General features: G+C 48.2%; 3 protein-coding genes. All 3 read left to right on the top strand.

The genetic code is table 11. The features are described from left to right. Positions 1-4929, top strand: a 4929-nt coding sequence (locus POV27_RS04805) for a T9SS type B sorting domain-containing protein (protein WP_272861588.1), incomplete at its 5' end; no start/stop codon positions are given. A 51-nt stretch (positions 4930-4980) separates the two neighbouring features. Then, positions 4981-5922: a PorP/SprF family type IX secretion system membrane protein gene (locus tag POV27_RS04800; protein ID WP_272861587.1), complete on the top strand. Its 942-nt coding sequence runs from the start codon at positions 4981-4983 to the stop codon at positions 5920-5922. A 12-nt stretch (positions 5923-5934) separates the two neighbouring features. Then, the gene (locus POV27_RS04795; protein ID WP_272861586.1) at positions 5935-7893 is read left to right on the top strand and encodes an OmpA family protein; all 1959 of its coding nucleotides are present in this window, start codon (positions 5935-5937) and stop codon (positions 7891-7893) included. Positions 7894-7929 lie beyond the last annotated feature (36 nt).

Below are 7929 nucleotides of genomic sequence, written 5' to 3'. Positions count from 1 at the left end.
ACCGACCCGACCGATCCCTGTGACTTCATGCAGTCGAGCCAGACGGTTCCAACGACCCCTGCTTGGGAGGCATTGGACTGTGACGGTGACGGTGTAACGAATGGACAGGAAATATTGGACGGCACCAACCCGCTTGATCCCTGTGATCTAGTGGTGGCCAACCAGGATACGACGCCTACCGCGACTTGGGATGCCCTTGATTGTGATGGTGACGGTGTGACCAACGGCACGGAGGTTACCGATGGTACGGACCCAACGGATCCTTGTGATTTCGTATTGGCGAGTCAGGATACAACACCGACCCCAGCTTGGGAAGCCCTTGACTGTGATGGTGACGGAGTGACCAACGGTGACGAGATTGCCGATGGCACGGACCCATTGGATAGCTGTGACCTTGTGGTTGCCAGCCAGACGGTGCCACCAAGTACCGCTTGGAACGATGCAGACTGTGACGGTGATGGAGTAACGAACGGAGATGAAATTATTGATGGTACGGACCCCACAGATCCTTGTGATTTCCAATTTAGCTCTCAGAGCGTACCTGCCAGTGCGGCATGGGAAGCCTTGGATTGTGATGGAGATGGAGTAACCAACGGACAAGAGATATTGGATGGCACCAACCCGCTCGATCCTTGCGACCTTGTGGTTGCCAACCAGGATACGACGCCTACCGCGACTTGGGATGCCCTTGATTGTGACGGTGACGGAGTGACCAACGGCACGGAGGTTACCGATGGTACGGACCCAACGGATCCTTGTGATTTCGTATTGGCGAGTCAGGATACAACACCGAGCCCAACTTGGGAAGCCCTTGACTGTGATGGTGATGGTGTGACCAATGGACAGGAAGTATTAGATGGTACCAACCCGCTCGATCCATGTGATCTAATAGTGGCTAATCAGGACACTACACCTACAGCGACCTGGGATGCCTTGGATTGTGATGGTGACGGTGTGACCAACGGCCAGGAGATATTGGACAATACCGATCCAACCGATCCTTGTGACTACGACCCATTGAGCCAGGATACTTCAACTACGACTGCAGCTTGGGATGCCCTTGACTGTGACGGTGACGGAGTGACCAACGGCCAGGAGATATTGGATGGCACCAACCCGCTCGATCCTTGCGACCTTGTGGTTGCCAACCAGGATACGACGCCTACCGCGACTTGGGATGCCCTTGATTGTGATGGTGACGGTGTGACCAACGGCACGGAGGTTACCGATGGTACGGACCCAACAGATCCTTGTGATTTCGTATTGGCGAGTCAGGATACAACACCGACCCCAGCTTGGGAAGCCCTTGACTGTGATGGTGATGGTGTGACCAACGGCCAGGAAATATTGGATGGAACAGACCCGCTCGATCCATGTGACCTTGTGGTTGCCAGCCAGACGGTGCCACCAAGTACCGCATGGAACGATGCAGACTGTGACGGTGATGGAGTAACGAACGGTGATGAGGTAACCGATGGAACGGATCCAACCGACCCATGTGATTTCCAATTGAGCTCTCAGAGCGTACCTGCCAGTGCGGCATGGGAAGCCTTGGACTGTGATGGTGATGGAGTAACCAATGGACAAGAGATATTGGATGGCACCAACCCGCTCGATCCTTGCGATCTTGTGGTGGCCAACCAGGATACTACGCCTACCGCGACTTGGGATGCCCTTGATTGTGATGGTGACGGTGTGACCAACGGCACTGAGGTGACCGATGGTACGGACCCAACGGATCCTTGTGACTTCGTACTTGCAAGCCAAGATACGACTCCGACTCAGGAGTGGAACGACCTAGATTGTGACGGCGATGGAGTGACCAACGGTCAAGAAATATTAGATGGAACTGATCCACTTGACAATTGTGATTTGGTAGTTGCCAACCAGGATACAACACCAAGCCAAGAGTGGAACGATGCAGACTGCGATGGTGACGGGGTGACCAACGGCCAGGAGATATTGGATAATACCGATCCTACCGATCCTTGTGACTACGACCCATTGAGTCAGGATACTTCAACTACGACTGCAGCTTGGGATGCCCTTGACTGTGACGGTGATGGAGTGACCAACGGCCAGGAGATATTGGACGGCACCAACCCGCTCGATCCTTGCGACCTTGTGGTGGCCAACCAGGATACTACACCTACCGCGACTTGGGATGCCCTTGATTGTGACGGTGACGGTGTGACCAACGGCACGGAGGTTACCGATGGAACTGACCCAACGGATCCTTGTGATTTCGTATTGGCGAGTCAGGATACAACACCGACCCCAGCTTGGGAAGCCCTTGACTGTGATGGTGATGGTGTGAGCAATGGACAGGAAATATTGGATGGAACTGATCCACTTGACAATTGTGATTTGGTGGTTGCCAACCAGGATACGACGCCAAGCCAAGAGTGGAACGATGGAGATTGTGACGGCGATGGTGTGACCAACGGCCAGGAGGTATTGGATAATACCGATCCAACAGATCCTTGTGACTACGATCCGAACAGTCAGGATATCACGATAACCACTGCCGAGTGGGATGCCTTGGATTGTGACGGTGACGGAGTGACCAACGGACAGGAGATATTGGATGGCACCAACCCACTTGATCCCTGTGATCTAGTGGTGGCCAATCAGGATACAACACCAACCCAAGAATGGAATGACTTGGATTGTGACGGTGATGGAGTAACCAATGGTCAGGAAGTTCTTGACGGGACCGATCCTATTGACCCTTGTGATTTCATCCTAGCAAATCAGGATACGACCCCAACTCAAGAGTGGAATGACTTGGATTGTGACGGAGATGGAGTGAGCAATGGACAAGAAATATTGGATGGAACTGATCCACTTGACAATTGTGATTTGGTGGTTGCCAACCAGGATACGACGCCAAGCCAAGAGTGGAACGATGGAGATTGTGACGGCGATGGTGTGACTAACGGACAGGAGGTATTGGACAATACCGATCCAACAGATCCTTGTGACTACGATCCGAACAGTCAGGATATCACAATAACTACAGCTGAATGGGATGCGCTTGACTGTGACGGTGACGGAGTGACCAACGGACAGGAGATATTGGACGGCACCAACCCGCTTGATCCTTGTGATCTAGTAATAGCGAATCAGGATACAACGCCAACCCAAGAATGGAATGACTTGGATTGTGATGGAGATGGGGTAAGCAATGGTCAGGAAGTTCTTGACGGGACCGATCCTATTGACCCTTGTGATTTCATCCTAGCAAATCAGGATACGACCCCAACTCAGGAGTGGAACGACTTAGATTGTGATGGTGATGGGGTGAGTAATGGACAAGAGGTACTAGATGGTACCGATCCATTAGATGACTGTGACTTGGTTGCCGATAATCAGGATACAGAACCCTCTCAAGAATGGGAAGACGAAGATTGTGATGGAGATGGGGTGACCAACGGAGATGAGATCATCGATGGTACAGATCCGACCGATCCATGTGAGTTTATGTTAGAGAACGCTACAGTTCCACAAACTCCAGAGTGGGAGGCATTAGACTGTGATGGCGATGGAGTGAGTAATGGACAGGAAGTAATAGATGGTACCAATCCGCTTGATCCTTGTGATCTAGTAGTTGCCAATCAGGATACCCCGCCGACCCAGGAATGGAACGATGCCGATTGTGACGGCGATGGTGTGACTAACGGTGATGAGATCGTCGATGGTACGGATCCGACTGATCCATGTGACTTCGTATTGGCAAGCCAAACTTTACCACCAAGTCAAGAATGGAACGATCTGGATTGTGACGGAGACGGTGTAACGAATGGAGATGAGATACTAGATGGAACTGATCCATTGGATGAGTGTGACCTAGTTCATACGAGTCAGACTGTTCCACCTAGTCCAGAATGGATTGATGGTGACTGTGATGGTGATGGTGTAACCAATGGAGATGAAATCATTGACGGTACAGACCCTGTAGATCCTTGTGACTTTATGTTCGAGAATACTACTGTTCCACAAACCCCAGAATGGGAAGCCTTGGATTGTGACGGAGACGGGGTGCCTAATGGAACTGAGATAGATCAAGATGGAACCGATCCATTAGATCCATGTGACTTTGTATTGACAAGTCAGACATTACCACCTTCTGAAGAGTGGGAAGCCCTTGACTGTGATGGTGATGGATTGCCAAATGGTGATGAGATCGAGATAGGAACCGATCCGCAAGATCCTGATACCGATGGTGACGGAGTACCTGATGGACAGGAAGTGGAAGATGGAACCGATCCGCTGGATATCTGTGACTTCATCCTTGAGAGTCAGACCATACCACCAAGTGAAGCTTGGAACGATATCGATTGTGATGGCGATGGTGTGCCAAACGGTACTGAGGTGGATCCAACCGATGGTAATAATGATCCAACTGATCCGGCAGATCCATGTGACTTCAACTGGCAAGATCAGGATATCACCATTGTAAGCGATGAGTGGTTAGAGTTGGATTGCGATGGAGACGGAATACCGAACGGTGACGAAGTTGTGATCGATGATGAAGGAGATCCAACAGATACTCAGGACAACAATGACAATGGTATTCCAGATCATGTTGAAGTGAATAATGGAGATCCAGATGCAGAGGACAATCTCGAAGTATTCGATATCATGACACCAAACGGAGATGGATTGAACGATGTATTCGTAATTAGAAATATCGAGAACTATCCGAACAATACGTTGGAGATATTCAACCGTTGGGGTGTGAAGGTGTACGAGACCGAAGGATACGGACAGGGAGATAACTTCTTTAGAGGATTATCTAATGGACGTGTAACCATAGATCGAGGAGACCGATTGCCAGTAGGAACGTACTACTATGTACTGAACTATGTGAACCGTCAAGGAGAAAGCAAGCAATTGGCAGGACCATTATACATTAACAGAAGATAAAATCATATAAAAATGCCCACCGGATTTCCGGTGGGTGAAATACTGAAACCTATGAAAAGATTTTTAGTAACCGTAGCGCTCATTGCAACCATAGGGGTTTCTATGGAAATGCATGCACAGCAGGATGCCCAGTACACCCAGTACATGTACAATCCCTTGAGCGTAAACCCCGCCTATGCAGGTTCTAGGGACGTTCTTAGCTTCGTTGGGCTGTATCGCAGCCAATGGGTGGGACTTGATGGAGCTCCTACCACCATGAACTTTTCACTCCACTCTCCAGTTGGAAAACGAGTAGGGCTTGGTTTAAATGTGACCAGGGACGAAATTTTCATTGCGGACGAATCCTATATCGATGCCATCTTTACCTATACCTTACCGGTTTCGGAAGAGGCTCGATTATCCTTAGGAATTAAGGGAGGGGCGCATTTGCTGAATATAGATTCGAATAAGGCCAATACAGGGACCTTCAACCCAAATGATCCCCTGGCCGAAATATTCATCGACAATAAGTTTTCACCACAAATCGGAGCGGGAGCCTTCTATTATACGGACAGGTTCTACCTTGGTTTCAGTGTTCCGAATATTTTGGAAACAGAGCATTTCGATGAATCTGCGAACAGTAACAATTCCAGTGCGACAGCCGAGGAAAGAGTGAATTATTACCTAATGTCTGGGTACACTTTTGATATCACAGAAAATCTGCTTTTCAAACCCGCAGTACTTACCAAATTGGTGCAGGGATCACCTTTACAGGTAGACCTATCCGCAAACTTCCTAATCCATAAGAAGCTTACGCTGGGAGCTGCATACCGCTGGAGTGCTGCATTAAGTGGATTGGCTGGTTTTCAGGTAAGTGATCAGATTATGATAGGGTTTGCTTATGATCGCGAGACCACAGACCTTCAACAGTACAACGATGGTTCGTACGAGGTGTTCTTGCGATTCGAACTTTTCAAAAGGGATAAAGGATTGAAAAACCCAAGATTCTTCTAAAATACGATGGACATGAGAAAAAGACATTATATACTATTGTTGGCCTTTGCGCTGGGGTCATTCACTTCAGGAGCACAGGAAGCGAACGAAAACAATAAAGAAGCCAGAGGAGATCGTTTTTACGAAGAATATGCCTTTATGGATGCCCGCGAGGCCTATATTCGCGCGGTAGATAATGGGTATCGTTCTAAGAACCTATTGGCTCGATTGGGAGATTCTTATTATTTCAACGGGGAGTATGAAGATGCTTCTAAATGGTACGGTGCGTTATTTGCCTATTCCGAAGACATAGAAAGTGAATATATCTATCGATATGCCCAGTCCTTGAAGACCATTGGAAAGTATGCTACGGCAGATCGTATTATGGATAAGCTGGACGAAGTGGCAGCCACAGACGACCGTGCCGATCTTTTTGTTGAAGAACGAAACTACCTGAAACTGATTGAGCTTCAATCCGGAAGATTCAATGTATCTACGGTGCCTTTTAACTCTAAGTATTCAGATTTTGCACCGACACTGAATGGAGGTGAAATTATATTCACTTCCAATAGAAAAACGAGAACTGCTTCCCAGCGTTTCCACGATTGGGATGATGAGCCCTTTTCCGAACTGTATTCCATTACCGTTAGTGAAGAGGGAAATCCAGAGCGATACAGGGACCGAATCAATACGAGGTACCACGAATCTTCTGCCGTTTTCACAAAAGATGGACAGACCATGTACTTTACCCGTAATAACTTTACCGAAGGGAAACGCGGAAGGGATGGAAACGGACACACCAACCTTAAATTGTACAGGGCAAAGCGTACGGATAAGGGTTGGGGCGATGCAGAAGAGTTGCCTTTCAATAGCGATGAATATTCCGTAGCACATCCTGCTCTGAGTGCCGATGAGAGTGAATTGATTTTTGCCAGCGATATGCCTGGGGGTGAAGGTGCTTCCGATTTGTATAAAGTGGAAATCCAAGGCGATAGTTTTGGTGAACCTGTGAGTTTGGGAGATGCCGTAAATACCGAGGGACGTGAAACGTTCCCATTTGTTGATACCAACGGAGACCTTTACTTCGCTTCCGATGGACATGTAGGATTGGGAGGTTTGGACATATTCGTTGCCGAACTCAATAACCAAGGGAATTATGAAAAAGGATTCAATATTGGAGAGCCTATTAATACCAAGGCAGACGATTTCTCTTTTGTGATTAATAGTTCTACGGGATTGGGATATTTTGCTTCCAATCGTGAGGGTGGTAAAGGTGGAGACGACATCTATTCCTTCGAACAGACTGCAGGGCTCATCAAAGAATGTAGACAATCCCTGCAGGGAGAAGTTCGCGATAACGATACACAGGACCTCATCTCAGGGGCCAAAGTGATCCTGTTGGATGGTGATGCCAATGTGTTGGAAGAAACTACTTCGGACAGGGAAGGAAAATTCAATTTCGATGTGATCGAATGTACCACCAAATATGCTATAAGAGCCAGTAAGGAAGGTTTTGGAAATAGCGAGAAACTATTCACCACAACTGGAGAATATGATGGCGTATCTAAGAAGACATTGTACCTAGACCCGGATGAAGAAGTGGACATTATGGAAGTAGGGCAAGACCTTGGGGTGTTGCTTAACTTGAATCCTATCTATTTCGATTTGAGTAAGTCGTTCATCCGTCCCGATGCTGCTGTAGAGCTTCAGAAAGTAATCACTGCGATGCGCGATAATCCTACCTTAAAAATTGATGTGCGTTCGCATACCGACAGCCGTTCCAGTGCTGGGTTCAACATGAGACTATCGGATGCACGCGCGAAGTCTACTGTAGAATATATCATCAACATTGGAGGCATAGACCGCAGCCGAATTACAGGCCGGGGATATGGGGAATCCCAACTCCTGAATCGTTGTTCGGACGGGGTGCCTTGTAGTGAAACAGAACACCAACTCAACCGTAGGTCTGAATTTATAATTGTAGAAAAGTAATCCCCCGCAATTAACTGACCTTGATTCCAGGGCCAT

The sequence above is a fragment of the Aureisphaera galaxeae genome, assembly GCF_028561275.1.
Taxonomy (GTDB): Bacteria; Bacteroidota; Bacteroidia; order Flavobacteriales; family Flavobacteriaceae; genus Aureisphaera; species Aureisphaera galaxeae.
Note: the sequence above shows the minus strand (reverse complement) of the source record. Positions and strands in the feature narration are given on the sequence as shown.

Coding starts and splice junctions, on each gene's coding strand:
- POV27_RS04795 (WP_272861586.1), top strand. CDS start 5,935: ATGAGAAAAAGACATTATATACTATTGTTGGCCTTTGCGCTGGGGTCA.
- POV27_RS04800 (WP_272861587.1), top strand. CDS start 4,981: ATGAAAAGATTTTTAGTAACCGTAGCGCTCATTGCAACCATAGGGGTT.